19 protein-coding genes are annotated in these 16988 nt (G+C 63.2%); 9 read left to right on the plus strand and 10 right to left on the minus strand.

Annotation, left to right across the window (positions count from 1 at the left end):
* Nucleotides 1-32: 32 nt before the first annotated feature.
* Nucleotides 33-1130, plus strand: a complete 1098-nt coding sequence (locus QM588_RS01335; protein WP_032373439.1) for a DUF475 domain-containing protein — start codon at nt 33-35, stop codon at nt 1128-1130.
* A gap of 31 nt (nt 1131-1161) precedes the next feature.
* Here QM588_RS01335 and QM588_RS01340 read toward each other — a convergent pair whose 3' ends face one another.
* The 3 genes from QM588_RS01340 to QM588_RS01350 form a co-directional block, all read right to left on the minus strand.
* Complete coding sequence (locus tag QM588_RS01340) at nt 1162-1506, minus strand: response regulator transcription factor (RefSeq protein WP_283310980.1); 345 nt, start codon at nt 1504-1506, stop codon at nt 1162-1164.
* 151 nt (nt 1507-1657) lie between these two features.
* Nucleotides 1658-2356 carry a response regulator transcription factor gene (locus QM588_RS01345; RefSeq protein ID WP_283310981.1) on the minus strand — a complete coding sequence of 233 codons (699 nt, stop codon included), beginning with the start codon at nt 2354-2356 and terminating at the stop codon, nt 1658-1660.
* Between the two features lie 52 nt (nt 2357-2408).
* Complete coding sequence (locus QM588_RS01350) at nt 2409-3812, minus strand: glycosyltransferase family 87 protein (protein ID WP_283310982.1); 1404 nt, start codon at nt 3810-3812, stop codon at nt 2409-2411.
* A 161-nt stretch (nt 3813-3973) separates the two neighbouring features.
* On the opposite strand from QM588_RS01350, the gene rpsF reads away from it, so the two are divergent.
* The 7 genes from rpsF to QM588_RS01385 all read left to right on the plus strand — a co-directional run bounded on the left by rpsF (nt 3974) and on the right by QM588_RS01385 (nt 10393).
* Nucleotides 3974-4261, plus strand: a complete 288-nt coding sequence (gene rpsF, locus QM588_RS01355) for a 30S ribosomal protein S6 (RefSeq protein ID WP_008711385.1) — start codon at nt 3974-3976, stop codon at nt 4259-4261.
* A 57-nt stretch (nt 4262-4318) separates the two neighbouring features.
* On the plus strand, nt 4319-4864 hold the full coding sequence (locus tag QM588_RS01360; RefSeq protein WP_027495079.1) for a single-stranded DNA-binding protein: 546 nt from the start codon (nt 4319-4321) through the stop codon (nt 4862-4864).
* A gap of 42 nt (nt 4865-4906) precedes the next feature.
* On the plus strand, nt 4907-5149 hold the full coding sequence (rpsR, locus tag QM588_RS01365; protein WP_027495080.1) for a 30S ribosomal protein S18: 243 nt from the start codon (nt 4907-4909) through the stop codon (nt 5147-5149).
* A 15-nt stretch (nt 5150-5164) separates the two neighbouring features.
* Complete coding sequence (gene rplI, locus QM588_RS01370; RefSeq protein ID WP_027495081.1) at nt 5165-5620, plus strand: 50S ribosomal protein L9; 456 nt, start codon at nt 5165-5167, stop codon at nt 5618-5620.
* A 228-nt stretch (nt 5621-5848) separates the two neighbouring features.
* Complete coding sequence (locus QM588_RS01375; RefSeq protein WP_442972846.1) at nt 5849-8128, plus strand: SulP family inorganic anion transporter; 2280 nt, start codon at nt 5849-5851, stop codon at nt 8126-8128.
* A gap of 524 nt (nt 8129-8652) precedes the next feature.
* The gene (gene dnaB, locus QM588_RS01380) at nt 8653-10047 is read left to right on the plus strand and encodes a replicative DNA helicase (protein WP_027495083.1); all 1395 of its coding nucleotides are present in this window, start codon (nt 8653-8655) and stop codon (nt 10045-10047) included.
* A gap of 88 nt (nt 10048-10135) precedes the next feature.
* Nucleotides 10136-10393 (plus strand): DUF3297 family protein, encoded by a 258-nt coding sequence (locus QM588_RS01385; RefSeq protein WP_032367678.1) that lies wholly within the window; start codon nt 10136-10138, stop codon nt 10391-10393.
* 46 nt (nt 10394-10439) lie between these two features.
* Here QM588_RS01385 and QM588_RS01390 read toward each other — a convergent pair whose 3' ends face one another.
* The 7 genes from QM588_RS01390 to QM588_RS01420 all read right to left on the minus strand — a co-directional run bounded on the left by QM588_RS01390 (nt 10440) and on the right by QM588_RS01420 (nt 16216).
* Complete coding sequence (locus tag QM588_RS01390) at nt 10440-12620, minus strand: heavy metal translocating P-type ATPase (protein ID WP_283310983.1); 2181 nt, start codon at nt 12618-12620, stop codon at nt 10440-10442.
* Nucleotides 12621-12638: 18 nt separating this feature from the next.
* Nucleotides 12639-12923: a DUF1490 family protein gene (locus QM588_RS01395; RefSeq protein WP_283310984.1), complete on the minus strand. Its 285-nt coding sequence runs from the start codon at nt 12921-12923 to the stop codon at nt 12639-12641.
* 158 nt (nt 12924-13081) lie between these two features.
* Nucleotides 13082-13837 (minus strand): class I SAM-dependent methyltransferase, encoded by a 756-nt coding sequence (locus QM588_RS01400; RefSeq protein WP_283310985.1) that lies wholly within the window; start codon nt 13835-13837, stop codon nt 13082-13084.
* Nucleotides 13838-13846: 9 nt separating this feature from the next.
* Complete coding sequence (locus QM588_RS01405) at nt 13847-14329, minus strand: GNAT family N-acetyltransferase (RefSeq protein WP_283310986.1); 483 nt, start codon at nt 14327-14329, stop codon at nt 13847-13849.
* A gap of 15 nt (nt 14330-14344) precedes the next feature.
* Nucleotides 14345-14680 carry a hypothetical protein gene (locus QM588_RS01410; protein ID WP_283310987.1) on the minus strand — a complete coding sequence of 112 codons (336 nt, stop codon included), beginning with the start codon at nt 14678-14680 and terminating at the stop codon, nt 14345-14347.
* 278 nt (nt 14681-14958) lie between these two features.
* Nucleotides 14959-15099, minus strand: a complete 141-nt coding sequence (locus tag QM588_RS01415) for a hypothetical protein (RefSeq protein WP_167669097.1) — start codon at nt 15097-15099, stop codon at nt 14959-14961.
* Between the two features lie 184 nt (nt 15100-15283).
* Complete coding sequence (locus QM588_RS01420; RefSeq protein WP_283310988.1) at nt 15284-16216, minus strand: helix-turn-helix transcriptional regulator; 933 nt, start codon at nt 16214-16216, stop codon at nt 15284-15286.
* Between the two features lie 103 nt (nt 16217-16319).
* On the opposite strand from QM588_RS01420, the gene QM588_RS01425 reads away from it, so the two are divergent.
* Nucleotides 16320-16913, plus strand: coding sequence for a TIGR03086 family metal-binding protein (locus QM588_RS01425; RefSeq protein WP_283311776.1), 594 nt, complete (start codon nt 16320-16322; stop codon nt 16911-16913).
* Nucleotides 16914-16988 lie beyond the last annotated feature (75 nt).

Raw genomic sequence — 16988 nt, forward strand, 5'->3', positions numbered from 1 at the left:
GGGCTCTGCTCCTAGCCAGAAAGGCCACTGACGTGGTTATGAGAATCTTCGGCTGGTCGATTGCGGTCACCATCGTGTCCGTCATCGTGGCCTTCTTGTACGGCGGACTCGAGGCGATGATTCTAGTCCTCATCCTCGGCGTGCTCGAAGTGTCCCTGTCCTTCGACAACGCCGTCATCAACGCCACCGTGTTGCGACGGATGAGTGAGTTCTGGCAGAAGATCTTCCTCACCATCGGCATCGTCATCGCTGTGTTCGGCATGCGGTTGCTGTTCCCGTTGGTCATCGTCTGGGCTGCGTCGGGCCTGGGTCCGGTCGCCGCCATCGACCTGGCGCTCAACCCGCCCGCCGACGGTGCCGCGACCTTCCCGGACGGTTCGCCCAGTTACGAGACGCTACTCACCGACGCGCATCCGCAGATCGCAGCGTTCGGCGGCATGTTCCTGCTGATGCTGTTCCTCGGCTTCATCTTCGAAGATCGTGAGATCACGTGGTTGAGCTGGCTGGAGAAGCCTCTCGCCCGGATCGGTCGCCTCGATCAGCTCTCCGTTGTCGTCGCGGGCCTGCTGCTCGTGCTCAGCGCCGAATTCCTCGCCGACGACGACAAGATCTCCACGGTCATGGTCTCCGGCGTGCTCGGCATGATCACGTACATTGCCGTCAACGGTCTCGGCGAACTGTTCCACATCGAGGAAGAGGGCGAAGAGTCCTCCGGCGGCCCGAGCGAACTGGCGAAGGCGACCGGCAAGGCCGGCTTCTTCCTGTTCCTCTACCTCGAGGTCCTCGACGCGTCGTTCTCGTTCGACGGTGTCATCGGAGCCTTCGCCATTACCGCGGACCCGATCATCATCGCGCTCGGCCTCGGCTTCATCGGTGCCATGTTCGTTCGCTCGATCACGGTGTTCCTCGTTCGCAAGGGAACGTTGTCGGACTACGTGTACCTCGAGCACGGCGCGCACTGGGCGATCGGTGCCTTGGCCCTCATCTTGCTCGTGTCGATCGGCGTCCACATCAACGAACTGATCACCGGCTTCGTCGGAATCCTCTTCATCGGTGCCGCACTGATCAGCAGCATCCGGCGCAACAAGCGTCTCGAGAGCGAAGGTGTGGACACCGAAGTCCACGTCTGACCTTCACTTCGAACCACAACAGCTCGAAGACTTACAGCTCCGAGATGTCGACGAGTCCGTCCTGCAGGGCCCTGGCCACCAATGCGGCCTTGGTCGGGGCGGACCGTCCGACGGAGGTGTATTTCGCGCGGATACGCGTCAGGTGGGTGTTGACGGTGCCCAGCGACAGAAACAGTGCCTTTGCGACCTCCGTCTTGGAGTCGAGGCGAATCCAGCAGAGCAGTACCTCGATCTCACGGTCGGTCAGGCCGGGCCGCGTGGGGAACTTCTCTTTCTGCTCAGCGGGCGGCACCAGGCTGATCAGACCGCGAGCGAGCGGCGCGGCCGAGATGGAGTCGCCGTGTTCCGAGGGCATGGGATCGAGCAGTGCGGACATCAGTTCTCCCGAGGGCCGAGGCAGGTTGAGACGGTCTAAACCTGAGCCAACTCATTCTCACAGGTCGATCACAGACTCGCTGCCCTGATTTCTATGGGCATTTGAACCGTCAACTCCGAGAATGCGTCATGAGTCGCGCTCGAACCGGTCATCAGTCCTGCGAGGGGAGCTCGGGCATCGGGAGCCACCCGTCTTCGACCGCGCGTTTGTACAGATCGGTTTTCGTCGGTGCCGGACGCCCCGCCTCGGCGTATTTGTTGCGGATACGCACGAGGTAGTCGTTCACGGTCTGTTCCGACAGTCCGGCCAGGCGGGCGACGCGTCCGGCCTTCTCGCCCGACGCGTAGAGGGCAAGCACCTCGCGTTGACGTGGGCTCAGACCGACGTCGGGCAGTTGGGGATCGCCGTCGATCGCCGCGGCCCAGTCCGTGGTGACCACCTGCCCGCCGCTCGCGGCTCGCCGGATCGCGGACACGATGGCCGATGCGGGCGCGGACTTGCGCACCACGCCGAGCACTCCCGCGCGTGCAGCGGACCGGACCAGGAATGCGTTCTCGGCACCGGTGTACACCAGCACTCGTGATCCCGCGGCGTGCAACTGTTCCACGTTCGAGCGCGGAGACGATCCGTCGCCGAGGCGCAGGTCGAGTACAACCAGGTCGAGCGTCTCCCGGTGGGCGAGCAATTCGTCCACGGTGGAGGCCATGATCACCAGATCGAGATCGGGTTCGTCCGCCAGCATGGCCTTGAGGCCGAGCGCGACGGATTCGTGGTCCTCGATCAAACCGATCCGACGCACCGCGGCGGTGCTGTCGTCGGTGCTCCCCTGCGATTGCGACACCTGTGCCATGTCCCCGCCCCGCTCCGCGCCCTTGTCCCCAGCGCCCTGTTTTCCCGGAGCTCTAGTGCCCCGGTGATGCCGTCACAGATGTCGTCGACGGACGGGGCGACGTTACCGACTGCGAGTCGGTTTCGCCCGGTTGGGCAAACCGCAGGCGAGCGCGGGCGAACATCACGAACAGCACCACCAGCAGCAGCGCTCGCCCCCAGACTCCGACGAGTACGAAGAACTCCTCGTCGTTGGCGTCGACGCCGGAGGCCAGTGCAGCGAAGTACTTGAACACGCCGATCCCCATCGACAGATCGACCATCAAGTAGGCGGCGACGATTCCCCATGGGACCCGAAGCAACACGAGGAAGGGAAGCAGCCACAGCGTGTACTGGGGTGAGTGCACCTTGTGCAGCAGCATGAAGCCGCACAGCATCGACCCGCTCACGGCAACCCAGGGATAGGTGCCGATCACGTTGGCGCGCCGGAAGCCGAGCCACAGCGCGAGCGCGAACGCGACGAACACCAGTAGCGGCGAGGCCACGTCGACGACCTTCTGGAACGACGCTTCGGCGTCGCTGTACACGTCGGGGGTCATGCGGTCGTTGACGTACAGGTGGCGCAGCCCCCAGTACCAGATGGAGTTCGTCGTCAGATCCGCCTGGCGCAGCGACTGGAACGTGAAGGACGCACGCCAGCCCTCGTAACCGATGACGGCGAACGGCAGGTTGACTGCGACGACGGTGGCGATCGCGGCTCCCGCGACCTGCAGGCCGCCGCGTATGTCGTAGCGGCCACGGACGGTCTCCGGTTTTTCTCGACCGTTCGTTCCGCCGGTGACGACGTAGGCAATGAGCGGGAGCACGAACGCGCCCGGATAGATCTTGAGACAGAAGCCGATCGCCAGCAGTACCGAGGCCACAATGGCCTTGCGTCGCAATGCAATCGGCAATGTCATGACGAAGATCGCACCTACCGCAGAGGCGACGACCGGTAGTTCCCAGTTGTGGAAGGCGTACATCACCAGGGGTGGGGAGATGGACCACAGCAGCGCCGGCCACCCGGCCATCCGCCCGAGCATCCAGGCGGTGAGAAGACCGAACGGTGCAAGGATCAGTGCCGACGTCAGCAGGAACTGCGCGTCGGTGTGGGCCGGGATCGCGCCGAGCCACATCAGCAGACCGCTCAGAACCGGGTACTCGACCGTCCCTCCGGTGAGGATTCCATCGCTCGTGATGGCCCCGTGGATGTAGGGAAATATGTGATTGTCGATATCGCGCCCGAGCCACAGGAACTGGATGTCGGAGTAGCAGACGGACGAGTCCTTGATGGCGTCGAACACCGTGCTGCGCCCGGACTCGTCGAACGGTGCGACGGCGCAGCGGGCCTTGTTCAGATATCCCAGAATCAACCCGATTGCTGCCATCGCGACGACCACGACAACCGTCGTCGGACTGGCGCGGACCCCGGATCGCATGGTGCAAGAGTATGACGAGCGAATGCCCGACTGTGCGCCCAGAGGGAATTAGCAGGTCAGGGCCCTGTCGTGTATCTTCGAGGGGTTGCTGACGCAACGACCCTCCTGCCACGGATAGTCCGTGGCCGTTTTCACTAGTCCACAGGAGGTGATGAGGTCTTATGCGTCATTACGAATTGATGGTCATTCTCGACCCCAATCTGGACGAGCGCACTGTCGCTCCGTCGCTCGATACGTTCCTCAACGTCGTTCGCAAGGATGGCGGCACCGTCGACAAGGTCGATGTGTGGGGCAAGCGTCGTCTGGCTTACGAGATCCTCAAGCATGCCGAGGGCATCTACGCCGTTGTGAACCTCAACGCCGAGCCTGCCACCGTCAGCGAGCTGGATCGTCAGCTCGGACTCAACGAGTCCGTGTTGCGTACGAAGGTCCTGCGACAGGGCAAGTAATTGTCGGTGTCCGGCCCTAGGCTGGCACTCACAACGCTTACTACTGAAAGAGGAACCATGGCAGGCGAGACCGTCATCACCGTCATCGGAAACTTGACGGCTGATCCAGAACTTCGATTCACCCCCGCCGGTGCGGCAGTTGCCAACTTCACGGTTGCATCCACCCCGCGCACATTCGATCGTCAGACGAACGAATGGAAAGACGGCGACGCGCTCTTCATGCGCTGCAACATCTGGCGCGAGGCAGCGGAGAACGTTGCCGAGAGTCTGACCCGAGGCTCACGAGTGATTGTGAGCGGACGGCTGCGGCAGCGTTCGTACGAGACGCGCGAGGGTGAGAAGCGGACAGTCGTCGAGCTCGAAGTCGACGAGATCGGACCTTCACTTCGCTACGCCACCGCAAAGGTCAACAAGGCCAATCGCGGTGGAGGTGGCGGCGGAGGCGGCTTCAACTCCGGCTCGGGTTCCTCCGGCGGATCGGGCGGCGGCCGCTCGAACTCCTCGTCCAACTCCGGTTCCGGTGGAGACGATCCCTGGGGCAGTGCCCCGGCGGCGTCGGGCTCCTTCGGCGGACGTGGCGGAGACGAAGAGCCACCGTTCTAGATCCTTCGATCGAGAACAACCAGATGTAACGGAGAAAGACCCATGCCCAAACCGCCATTGCGCGACAAGGTGCTCAAGAAGAAGGCGTGTTCCTTCTGCAAGGAAAAGAACACGGCGATCGATTACAAGGACACGACGTTGCTGCGTAAGTACGTCAGCGATCGCGGAAAGATCCGTGCTCGCCGTGTCACCGGCAACTGCGTCCAGCATCAGCGTGACGTGGCCGTTGCCGTGAAGAACTCGCGTGAGGTAGCACTGCTGCCTTACGCCGCGACGGCTCGATAGAAAGGGGCGATTGGTATGAAACTGATCCTCACCGCTGATGTGGACAACCTCGGTGCGCCTGGCGACACCGTAGAGGTCAAGGACGGCTACGGCCGTAACTTCCTGCTGCCCCGCGGATTGGCCATCCAGGCCACCCGTGGAGCTCAGAAGCAGGTCGACGGCATTCGCCGCGCTCAGGAAGCTCGGGCCGTTCGCGGTCTCGAGCACGCCAACGAGCTCAAGCAGGCCATCGAGGGCCTCGAGTCCGTCACGCTGTCTGTCAAGACTGCCGGCGACTCGGGCAAGCTGTTCGGCTCGGTCACCGCGTCGGACGTCGCTTCTGCACTCAAGGCTGCCGGTGGACCGGTCGTCGACAAGCGCAGCATCGATCTGCCGAAGGCTCACGTCAAGAGCACGGGCAAGCACGACATCGTCGTGAACCTGCATCCCGACGTGACCGCCAAGTTCAAGCTGGAGGTCGTCGGAAGCTGATTTTCAGCTTTCGGCCCGAAACGGCTGCGAGAAACCCCACGAACTTCGGTTCGTGGGGTTTTTTCGTGCCATGTCACAAAATTCAACTGTCACAACGGTTTCCAAATTGTGAAGGATCTCTCTCGGTGCCATCTTCAGCCGAGGTTTGCGTACCCTTTACTTGGGGGCGACATTCCAAGCCGGAACACGATCGACCGACCTGACGCCTAGACGCCCGGAGGAACTGCCGTGACAACGACAGCAGAGCACGATTCAGAACCCAGTCCGAAGACCCGATCCGAGCCACCGTCTCGGGTCGGGTCGATAATGAAGTACGACCTCCCGGCCTCGTTGGTCGTTTTCCTTGTGGCAGTGCCACTTTCGATCGGTATCGCCGTCGCCTCCGGCGCTCCCATCATGGCCGGCCTCATCGCCGCTGTGGTCGGCGGCATTCTCGCCGGTATTCTCGGTGGATCGCCGATGCAGGTCAGTGGTCCGGCTGCCGGCCTGACTGTGGTGGTCGCCGAATTGGTCAACCAATTCGGTTGGGCTACAACATGTGCCATCACGGTATTGGCCGGCCTCGTCCAGGTTCTGCTGGGAATGAGCCGCATTGCTCGTAGCGCACTTGCCATTTCACCGGTGGTCGTCCACGCGATGCTCGCCGGCATCGGTATAACCATTGCACTGCAACAGATTCACGTGCTGCTCGGTGGTGAGTCGGAAAGCTCCGCGGTACAGAACCTGCTCGCCATTCCGCGTTCCGTGGCCGACGGCCAATGGCCGTCCATCGTCGTCGGCGGCATCGTCGTCGTGCTGATGTTCTCGTGGCCGCGACTGGCAGGAGTGTCCAGTGTGATGGCCAAGATCTCCAAAGTGCCTGCGGCACTGGTTGCAGTGGTCACTGCTACCGCGGTCTCGATCTTCTTCTCGCTCGACGTCGAGCGAATCGAGTTGCCGGGCAACCTCATCGAGTCTCTGAGCTTCCCGATCATGCCCGACGGTCACTGGGGCGCCTTCGCCACCGGTGTCATCACCATCGCGCTGATCGCCAGCGTCGAGAGCCTGCTGTCCGCTGTCGCCGTCGACAAGATGCACAGCGGCGAGCGCACCAACTTCGACCGCGAGTTGATGGCGCAGGGTGCGGGCAACATGGCCTCCGGTGCCATCGGTGGGCTGCCGATCACCGGCGTCATCGTGCGTAGTGCGACCAACGTCAAGGTCGGTGCCAAGTCTCGGGCGTCGGCGATTCTGCACGGCGTGTGGATTCTGATCTTCTCGGTGCTGTTCATCTCGATCGTCGAGCTCGTGCCGTTCGCGGCGCTCGCTGGTTTGCTCGTGATGATCGGTGTGCAGCTCATCAAACTGGCCGATATCAAGATCGCCAACAAGACCGGTGACATCGCTGTCTATGCAGTGACGGTGCTGGGTGTCGTGGCGCTCAACCTGCTCGAGGGAGTGCTGATCGGCCTGGCGCTCTCGATCATCCTGGTTCTGCGACGCGTGGTGCTGGCGAAGATTCGGGCCGAGGAAACGGTCGACGGAACCTGGCGGGTGACGATGGAGGGCTCGCTGAGCTTCCTGGCGCTGCCGCGACTGACTCGTGTGTTGGCCACGGTGCCCGCAGGCACGTCGGTCACCGTCCACCTCGGAGTCGACTTCCTCGACCATGCTGTGCACGACGCGTTGAACGAGTGGGTCCGTCAACACGAAGCGACCGGTGGTTCCGTGCGGGTCGAGGAGGTGGGCACGGCGTCGATGGCTGCGGCCACCGAAGGGCCACCGCGGCGCGGATCTGCGACGGTGCGCAGTTCGTTGGCACCGTGGCGAGCGTGGCAGCTCAAGAGCGACGACACGCAGGAGGATTCGCCTGCCGCTCTGCGTCCGGTGTTGAGCGGAGTGGCCGAGTATCACCGCACTCACGCCCCCAACATTCGTCCGCACCTGGAAGGTCTCACGGAGTCTCAGGACCCGGACACGCTGTTCCTCTGCTGCGTCGACTCACGCGTCATGCCGAACACCATCACCAGCAGCGGCCCCGGTGATCTGTTCACCGTGCGCAACGTCGGCAACATGATCCCCACCCAGGGTCAGGATTGCTCGGTGGAGGCTGCTCTTGCCTTCGGCGTCGACGAAGTGGGTACGTCGTCCGTCGTGGTGTGTGGCCATTCCGGTTGCGGTGCCATGAAGGCGATTCTCGGCGGGGCGGAGAACGCCGCCGACCCTTCGGTGGCCGAGTGGCTCGGGCACGGGAGGGCCAGCTTGGACGCGTTCCGCAGTGGGCACGCGGTGGGCCGTCAAGCGGCGGAGCTGGGCTTCGGGGAAGCCGATCAGCTGGCGATGGTCAATGTCGCGGTGCAGCTGCAGACGTTGACCCGCCACCGGGTGGTGGGACGTGCGAACGCGGAGGGTCGTCTGCGGATCACCGGCCTCTTCTTCGACATTCCGTCGGCGCGGGTCCTGCAGATCGGTACGAAGGAGATCACGGTGCTCGACCCGGCGCTCTGCCCGCAGAAGGCCGATCTCTGACGTCCAGTTCGAGCTACGTACGAGGGCCCGATTCCCAGACGGGAGTCGGGCCCTTCGGCTCGAAAACAAGCTTCAAGACTTTTTCGGTGCCGATTTCCAGCCAGTGTGACGTACTTCACCGTGGAGTTCACCCGGCATTTACTCAACACGCCCGAGTTGTCAATTCGGCCGACACGCCGCCCCCAGAACGATGCACAGGCAAAAAACTTTATGTACACGCCTTGACCTGCGTGAATAGTGCAAAGCCCGAAAGTTATACCCAGGTTATCCCCAGACGGTCAACACCGTTGTTCAACATCGTCCACATTTCATCCACAGATCCATCCACAGGCTGTGTTGTGACTCCTGCCGATACCGCTTAACGTCCCTCCAGCGTCTATCTCGAAGCCGTCGAACGGTGCCGGGGCAGCGTGGATCCGGTGCCGAACAGGACCTGTCGGTGCCCGGGGGTAGAACTTGCTTGACCGCACGTCCGGGTGTTATCCGGCCGTGCTCGGACTATGGGGAGAGGACGGCCGGTTCGCGTGGCAGTTGTGGACGATCGAGGACAGTCCGACTACTCCGGCTCCTCCTCCAGCGAAGGTCCGGGCGAAGACTTCGGGCGACAGCCGCCACAGGACATGGCCGCCGAACAGTCCGTGTTGGGCGGCATGCTGCTGAGCAAGGATGCCATCGCCGACGTGCTCGAAGTGCTCCGTCCGGGCGACTTCTATCGGCCGGCGCACCAGAACGTCTACGACGCCATTCTCGACCTCTACAGCCGCGGTGAGCCTGCCGACCCGGTGACCGTCTCGGCCGAGCTGGATCGACGCGGAGAGCTCAAGCGCATCGGCGGTCCGCCGTACCTGATCACGCTGACTCAGACGACGCCCACCGCCGCCAACGCCGGGTACTACGCCGAGATCGTGGCGGAGAAGTCCATTCTTCGGCGGCTCGTGCAAGCCGGTACCCGCATCGTGCAGTTCGGCTACGCCGGAGCAGACGGTCAGGACGTCGCCGAGGTCGTCGACCGCGCACAGGCAGAGGTGTACGAGGTCACCGAGCGACGTACCTCCGAGGACTTCCTCCCCCTCGAAGAGTTGCTGCAGCCCACGATGGACGAAATCGACTCCATCGCCAGTCGCGGCGGCATCTCCCTCGGCGTGCCGACGGGATTCGCCGAACTCGACGAGATCACCAACGGTCTTCACCCTGGTCAGATGATCATCGTCGCGGCAAGGCCTGGCGTGGGTAAGTCGACGCTAAGTATGGATTTCATGCGTTCGTGCTCCATCAAGCACGGCATGCCCAGTGTCATTTTCTCTCTGGAGATGAGCCGCACCGAGATCGTCATGCGTCTGCTGTCCGCAGAAGCGAAGATCAAGCTCGGCGACATGCGTTCCGGAAAGATGACCGACGACGACTGGACCAAGCTGGCCCGTCGAATGAGCGAGATCAGCGAAGCACCGCTTTTCGTCGACGATTCGCCCAACCTGACGATGATGGAGATTCGAGCCAAGGCGCGACGTCTCAAGCAGCGCAACGGGCTGAAACTCATTGTGGTGGACTACCTTCAGCTGATGTCGTCCGGCAAGAAGGTCGAGTCGCGTCAGCAGGAGGTCTCGGACTTCTCCCGTCAGCTCAAGCTGTTGGCCAAGGAACTCGAATGCCCGGTGGTCGCGGTCTGCCAGCTCAACCGTGGTCCCGAGCAGCGAACCGACAAGAAGCCGATGGTCTCGGACCTCCGTGAGTCCGGCTCACTCGAGCAGGACGCCGACATGGTGATTCTGTTGCACCGCCCCGACGCCATCGAGCGCGACGATCCCCGCGGCGGTGAGGCCGACCTGATCCTCGGCAAGCACCGTAACGGTCCGACCGCCACGATCACTGTGGCGCACCAGCTGCACCTGTCCCGATTCGTGGACATGGCGCGGGGCTAGGGACAGCGGCGCTGGTCCAACGCTAGTCGCGTATTCTTCATGGGGTTCAGACTCCAGCACCCAACGCAGCACATCGACGAAAGTAATCATGCCCGAGGACCAGAACACAGACGTTCCACCGAATCATCTCTCGATCGATCCGAGCAGCCGCTTCTACAACGAAGAGGTTCTTCGCCGCGACGTGGGCATTCGCTTCAACGGCGTCGAGAAGACGAGCATTCGCGAATACAACGTGTCCGAGGGTTGGGTACGTGTCGAGGTTCCGACCGCGAAGGATCGCTACGGAAACCCCATGCTCGTCAAGCTCAAGGGCACAGTCGAACCGTACTTCCGTGACGCAAAGTAGCGCAGTAGGTACCGAACACCTCGCCCTGGCGTTCGGTACCTACTGATCAGAGTCGATACCGGATCAATCGCGAACTGTTGCCGACCACCGCGACCGACGAGGCGTTGTGCAGGATTGCCGCCAGCACTGGGGACAGCGCACCACCGGCGCTGACCGCCAAGCCGAGAGCGTTGACAGCAATGGACATTCCGTAGTTCTGCCGGATGACCGACACCGAATGCCGGCCGAGGTCACGCACGTCGAGCAGACGCGACAAGTCGTCGCTCGCCAGAGCCACGTCCGCGGTCTCGACGGCAACGTCGGTGCCCGCCAATCCCATTGCGATTCCGATATCGGCGACGGCCAAAGCAGGGGCATCGTTGGTGCCGTCACCGACCATCGCCACGACATAGCCTGCGTCCTGCAGTTCACGGACTGCTTCGAGCTTTTCGTCAGGCATCACTTCGGCCCGCCACTCGGTGATACCGAGTTCCGCGGCGACCGCCGCCGCCGTCTTCGGGTGGTCGCCGGTGAGCATGATGATGCGTTCGACACCGTCGGCACGGAGCGCGTTCAGAACGGCGGATGCGTTGGTACGGACTTCGTCCCGGAGACTGATCAAGCCGACGAGTACCCCGTCGACGGCCAGCAGCAGCGGAGTCTCGGCCTCGTCCTGTAGCCGCGAAACCCATTGCTGCGCATCCTCGGACACCGCGACGTCCTCGCTGCGGAGGAGAGATGGACTGCCCAGGAGCAGTGTCCGTCCGTCTGCGACCGTCCGCATGCCGAGTCCGACGATCACCTCGCACTCCTCGTGCGGAGGGATGACGATGTGTCGTTCCTCGGTACTTCGAATGACAGCCTCTGCCAGAGGATGTCGAGAGTGGATCTCGGAACTCGCTGCGTAGGCCAGCACCTGCTCCGGTTCCCAATCATCCTGGAACGACACGACATTGGTCACCACGGGGCGTCCGACCGTGAGGGTTCCGGTCTTGTCGAACACGAAGGCGTCGACCCTGCCGGCCTGTTCGAGGTGCGATCCGCCCTTGATGAGAATGCCTCTGCGAGCACCGTTTCCGATGGCTGCGCTGATGGCGGTCGGCGTGGACAACCCCACCGCGCACGGGCACGCCACGAGCAGCATCGTCATGGCACGTCGAACATCGCGGGTGACGACGAGAGTCAGCGCCGACAGGATGAAGGACGCGGGGACGAAGCGTCGTGAAAAGTTCTCTCCCACAGTCTGAATCGGTGCACGATCTTCCTGCGCCTCCTCGACGCGAGAGATGATGCGGCCGATCGTGGTGTCGCGACCGACGGCGGAGGCACGCACGACGAGGCGGCCACGGACGACGACGGATCCCGCATGAATACGGTCTCCGGCGACGATCGACACCGGCAAGGTCTCGCCGGTGATCGCGGACTGATCCACCACCGCGTCACCGTCGACCACGGTGCCGTCGACGGGAACGCCCACGTGGTCGTGCACGACGACCTCGTCGCCGATCTCGAGTCGATCGACGTCGACGGAGATCTCGGAGCCGTCGGGCAGCCTGATCCAGGCGGTGTCCTGTGTGCCGGTCAACAGATCGGAGATCGCGCGTCGAGTTCGCTTGAGGGTCAATTCCTGCAGGTACTCGCCGATGTTCAGGAGCCACAGCACGGTGAGGGCGACGACGTTCTCGCGCAGCACGAGGCTGGCCACGGTTGCGGCGCTGACGAGTGCGTCGGTTCCTGCCGTCCTGTTGCCGGCCAGCGAGCGCACGGCTCCCTTGAGAAACGGGTAGCCGGTGAAGATCGTTGCGCCGGTGGCAACGAGACGGCTGGTGGGGCCGAGGATGGGCGGCCGACGGAACGCGTAGCGGCGAAGGCCGAGAAGGACCAGTGCCGCGCCGCCGATGGTCATCCGCAGGACGTCGCCGCTGGTCACGTCAGCTGAGCGCGGACTACGGACCGGGACCAGGGCCCAATTCGTCGAGCGCCCGGCATTCACCGCGTCGAAGAGCTCGGTCCTGTCGATGCGTGTGCGGGAGTACCAGATGACGACCGACGCCGTCCGGGGGTACGCGTGAACGGCGCGCACTCCGCGGATCTTGTCCACGTGGTCCTCGACCGCAACAGCACGGCCCGGACTGGAGCGGAGCCAGTCGACGCGGAGGCGAATGCGGCCGGCAGCGTCGGAGAGGATTTCGATGCCGTCTGCGTGTGTCGCGTCGATGTCGGCGGGGCGTTCGGCGAGCGTCGTCATAGTCGGGAGCAGTCGCGGTCAGTGCGCGTGGCCGTGGCCCGCATCGGAGGCCGTGGGCGGCTGAACCTCTTCGCCGATTCGGTCTCGGGCCTCGGCGACGACGTCGGATACGGCCAGTCGGGCCGATTCCGCGCGAACCTCGGCTTTGCGCGCTGCGCGTAGACCGAGCTCGGTGGCCGACACCGCAGCCTTGCGGACGGGGGCCTTCTCGTACAGCTTCTTGGCACCGTTGTACGCGGCGACGCCGACTGCACCCGTCACGACCGTCGATACTGCCTTCGCGACGATGATCGGAAACGCCATGATTGAACTCCTCGGGATCGATCCGGTTACCACTTATTGAGAATCATATTCGTTTCTATCGGCTGTGGCGACTTGCAGGTCGCACGGCCACCCACACGTCGATCGGGCCGGAGTGTCGTTCGGCGAGCCACTCGCACACGCCTCGGTCAAGGTGGATGTCATCGGTTCGGCCTTGTGGATCGGAAAGCCCTGGTCACGTAAGGCAGGTCGATGGTTGCAGACCCATGCAGCCCTAGCTCGTCGAACAAGGTGGCGAGATTCTGATCTATGCGGTTGCGCTCGTCGGCCGTCGCGGTGATGTAGAAACTGCGCGATCGAACCAGGTCGGTCAACAGCGATCGGTTCACCGTGCGAGGCCACGCCCATCGTCGCTCTTCGAGATGGTCGAAGGGCTCCGCTATCGGCGGCGGACCGTCGTCGAACATGGCCATCGCTCCGCCGCGTGAGACCACCGAGTTGAGGCGTCGAACCCAGGGGTGTGACTCGTCGCGAATGTTCCAGATCAAACCGAGCACGCCGCCCGGACGCAGGACCCGTCCGATCTCGCGTGACGCGGCCACCGGATCGACCCAGTGCCAGGCCTGTCCGAGCAGCACTCCATCGAGACTCTCGCCGTCTGTTGGGAGGGACTCGGCAGTGCCGACCAGGGTCGGGACACCCGGTACCGCGATGCGCAGGGCGTCGAGCATAGCGGGATCAGGGTCGACTGCAATGGCGTCGCAACCAGCGGCAACGATGCTGCGGGTGAGCTTGCCCGTGCCGGCACCGACGTCAGCGACTCGTGGACGACGATCGGACGCGAGAGCGGGCTCCAACATCCACGCGACTGCGTCCGACGGGTATTCGGGACGAGCAGATTCGTACACCTCGGCGGCGGTCCCGAACGACGTCGAGCTGTTATCTCGGCTAACCATAAGGTCACGTTACCCGTCCGGTTCGAGCTCGAGTTCGTAATAGAGAGCCTTCGGTCCCTCGCCGCGGCCTTCGTGGCAGTCGAAGCCGCGCTTCTCGTACACGTGGCGCGCTGCCTCGTCGTCTTCCGAGGTATTGAGGTCCATATAGGTCGCACCCCTGCCGCGTGCGTGCGCGATCACGTTGTCGAGAAAGATTGTGCCGTAGCCCTTCCCGCGTAGACCAGGCTGGACGTAGAACTCGGCGAGATAGGCCTCGATGTCTGCGCTGAAACTCCCGATCCGAAAACGCAGAACTGCTACACCGATGGCGGGAGTCCCGAACGTCAGCACGCTGGTGTCGCCGGACTTCACCAGAGTGTCGAGATGTGATGCAAGCCAATCCGGCTCGGGCACCGGGTAGTCGTACTCGCGATTGAAATCGATCAACAGAGTTGCGGCCTCGGTGAATTCGGCAGCGTCCTGGACAGGACGTGTACCGCTGACCGATGTCATCGACTTCTCCCCCCGTCAGTGATCCGGTTGAACGAGATTCTTGGCGTCGCGCAGTCCGAGACCGGGATGCATCTCTCGCAGCGCTTTCATGGCGTAGACAGTTCTGCCGCGTTCTTCGACTACCGCCTCGACATCCTCGGCAGGTACGGATTCGGGACCGATCTTCTCCGGAGCCGTCCAGGACCGGCGCTCTCCGTACCAGATACACACAGAGGCTACAGCCAGCACGGCCAGCTTCGACCAGTTCCAGGCAGATGGATCGGACACGATGTCGGTGATTGTCGAGAACGCGAGAAAGGCCAGCAAAGCGGCAAACCCGTAACGCTTCCAGGGTCGTTCGTGTGCCGTCATGCATCCATGCTGTCACCACACCCCGATGGAGGCAACGGCTCAGCGTCGCAATTCGGTGTCGAGTTGGACCAGTAACCCACCGAACCTCGTGCGCCCGTTGGCCGGTGGCGGGAAGCGGCGAAAGACCGAACGCAAGGTTGCGTCGGCTCGATCTTGGATCCATTCGCCTGCCCCACAACAGGTCTCCGCACAAAAGCGCAAGATAGAAGCGAGCGAGGTCTACCGGTTCGGGGCAGTCGATGGATATCCCTGCTACGTCGAGGTGTGGACGCGACATGTCACGAGAAGACGGTGGCCCCCAGCGTGACGACGACGATCACGAAGACGACCAGGAGTAGCCAGCCCTCCCAGGTGTGCGGGCTGATTCCCCAGCCGTACCGTTTCGGGCCGAACCACGTTCGGGGTGGATTGAAAGCCATAGCGCCGTCCTGACTGTTCGGAGTCGCGTTCACCCTACGAAATGATCAGGTTATTCGCAATGGTAATGACCTGGTCATCGGTGGTGCGCTGAGTGTCCATAATTCGGCTCGAGAATCGGGAAAGCGTGTCGGCCTAGTAATAGTGGACACTGAGCGCACCTTCCCAGAAGATCCAGCCGCGACGTCAGCTGTACAACCGCGCCGTTGCGGTAGCCCGTTGAGCCAGTTCGTCTCGAATTGCGTTGGGCTGCAGCACTGTTACCGCAGGCCCGCAGTGCCACAACGCCCCCACGGCGTGATTGTGGCCGGAGAACTCGATGACTGCGAGGCGTCGTCCGTCTTCCTGTACTTGGTCGCTGATCACTCGGACGACGTTCTTCGTCAACGACATCCATACCGATTCTTCTGCGACGCAGGTGATTTCGATGTGGGCCAAACTCGCGCGAAAGGATGCCCAGTGTGCCGCGAATGCCGCTTCCAGATCCACGACGGCACTGCGATGGGCAGGCTCGTCGAGGACGGTCAGGGAATCTATGCGGGATACTCGATAGACACGTTCGATTCCCTCTCGGGCGGCGAGCAGGTACCAATGATCGCCGGCGTAAACGAGCCCGACAGGGTCGAGGGTGCGATCGGACAACTCACCGCCGCGGTTGCGATACGACACCCGTATGCGCAGACCGTCGATGACGACACGTTGCAATTCCGGTAGATGGACCTCGGACTCGTGGGGATACGCGAAACCGTCGGGCCGGACCAGGATTCGTTGTGACGCAGTGCTTGCCGCCGCGCGGTGAGCGTCGGGTATCGCGGCGATCACCTTGCGCATGGCGCTCGCAAACGCTGGGGTGGCGACGCGTCCCGCGCCGGAAGCGAGCAATGCCGTCGCCTCGGCGGCCGTCAGACCGGTCAGCTCGGTGCGGTAGCCCTGCAGCAGGCTGATGCCACCACCGCGACCGCGATCGGTGTAGACCGGAATGCCCGCCGAGGACAAGGCTTCGATGTCGCGCAATACGGTGCGCGTGGACACTTCGAGCTGCTCGGCGATGTCGGCAGCGTTCAGTCTGCCCCGATGTTGGAGCAGCATGACGATGGACAACAACCGGTCTGCGCGCACCCGAAAAGTCTCTCACCAAAACATGACAGAAGATGTCATGTTCACCCGATCTACTTCTACCCAGCAGGCCACAACCGGCGGCCGCGAAACGGAAGGCGCAACAATGGACACCATCGAGACCACGCAGCAGACGGATCCGCGCGAGGTGTACTTCACGTCCGCCGCTTGGGTGAGCGGTCTGATCGGTGCGGTGCGCGCCGACCAACTGGACCTTCCCACCCCGTGCGACGAGTTCGATGTTCGAACGCTGGCCGGTCACCTCGTGGCCACGGTCCGAAGGCTGATTGCGATCGCCGAACTCGGGAGTCCGGACTCTGTGTCGCCCTTGTGCTCCGATCATGACGCCGCGTCCTTCGACACGTCGGTGACACAAGCCCGTGCCGCGTGGGCCGACGATGCATTGCTCGACGCCCCGGTCGCGGTCCCGTGGGGTGAAGTCCCAGGGCGATCGGCTGTGTGGGGATACACGCGCGAGCTACTACTGCACGGCTGGGACCTAGCGGTGGCGACCGGCCAGCCCGCAGAAGTGGACGACACTCTCGTCGAGCCAGTAGCAGCGGAATTCCATTCGATGCTTCCCGCGGATGCACGGGTTCCGGGAGTGCCGTTCGGCCCCGTCGTGGAACCGAGGCCGGAAGCGGGTTCACTCGAACGCCTGGCGAATTTTTCCGGTCGGTCGTCGGACGGTTGGGTGTAGTCACGAGTACTGGCTCTTGTGAATGACTTTCGACGAGACAGCGCAACATATGGCAATGCGCTGACTCAACGCCGA

The sequence above is a fragment of the Rhodococcus sp. IEGM 1354 genome, assembly GCF_030056855.1.
In the GTDB taxonomy this organism is placed as follows: Bacteria; Actinomycetota; Actinomycetes; order Mycobacteriales; family Mycobacteriaceae; genus Rhodococcoides.